Here is a 985-nt window from a genome sequence, read left to right as displayed (position 1 = left end):
CAAACAACGCATTTATTACCTTGTTCCTGCAATTCAGTGATCCACCAATTTTGGTTATCCGAGACTTTCCCCTTTTCGGCTTTCAGCTCTATGTAAAGACTGAGATATTCGCCCCGCGCAACGGGAAGATGTAAGTCGGGAACACCTGATTTAACACCCTGTAATTTTAGCTGTCTGCCTTGTATCTGGGAGCATTTACGCTCGTTAGGAATGTGATACAGTAATTTCAGTTCCGGATATTTACGCCGTATACCAGGCTGCTGAGTCCATTTGATCACATTTATCTGATGCTGTGCTTCTGTCATAAAAATCAACCTCCCATTACTCTGTTTAATATCTGAGACGCTTGTAATTTAGTAAGACTGTCAAAGTCAATCTCCTCATTCCTGCATTTTCTTTTTATCAGATTTTTTTGCTTGTCCGACGCAGGATAACGTCCCCAACGCTTGGCTTTTTCAAGATTCCAGATATATTCACTATCGGAATAATTTTCATTTAATTCTGTGTACACCGTATCAATTGCACTTTGCATATCAGTTCGGCTGCCATTATAGATCACGTTTCCTAGTTCGTCCGGACACGGTATAATCAGCTTTTTTCTATCCGGAAGATTACATATCAAACGTCCGTCCGGCATCTGGAAGAAATTAATATCATGTAAATTATACTGCTGTTCCCGTGCCCACAGATTTACAATTTCAATATTTCTTATCCAGCTGGACGGTGTATCTGCCGCACGTTCAATTTTTTCAGGCAGTTCGAATAAATCTCCCTCAAGCTTATCCTGCTGTGCTTTTGAAATATTGCTGATATCTATTCCTAACAATGACGGCGCTGTGCAAAGGGAACGTTTTCCCGTAATTCCAACGCAATCGATCAGCGTTAATTTTTCCTTATCCGGATGAAGTCTTAAACCCCGTCCCACCATCTGAGTATATAAGCTGTCCGACTGAGTAGGACGCGCTATAATTACCGTTTCAACAAG

General features: G+C 41.2%; 1 protein-coding gene and 1 pseudogene. Both read right to left on the bottom strand.

What is annotated here, in order from left to right; genetic code table 11:
- Positions 1–305 (bottom strand): VRR-NUC domain-containing protein (locus OCV67_RS13215; RefSeq protein ID WP_147644393.1); only part of this gene is annotated, 305 nt, incomplete at its 3' end.
- Between the two features lie 5 nt (positions 306–310).
- A pseudogene (locus tag OCV67_RS13210) lies at positions 311–985 on the bottom strand (hypothetical protein); the annotation flags it as partial.

It is taken from the genome of Porcipelethomonas ammoniilytica (assembly GCF_025567485.1).
Taxonomy (GTDB): Bacteria; Bacillota; Clostridia; order Oscillospirales; family Ruminococcaceae; genus Porcipelethomonas; species Porcipelethomonas ammoniilytica.
This window is presented reverse-complemented; position numbering and strand designations above follow the sequence as displayed.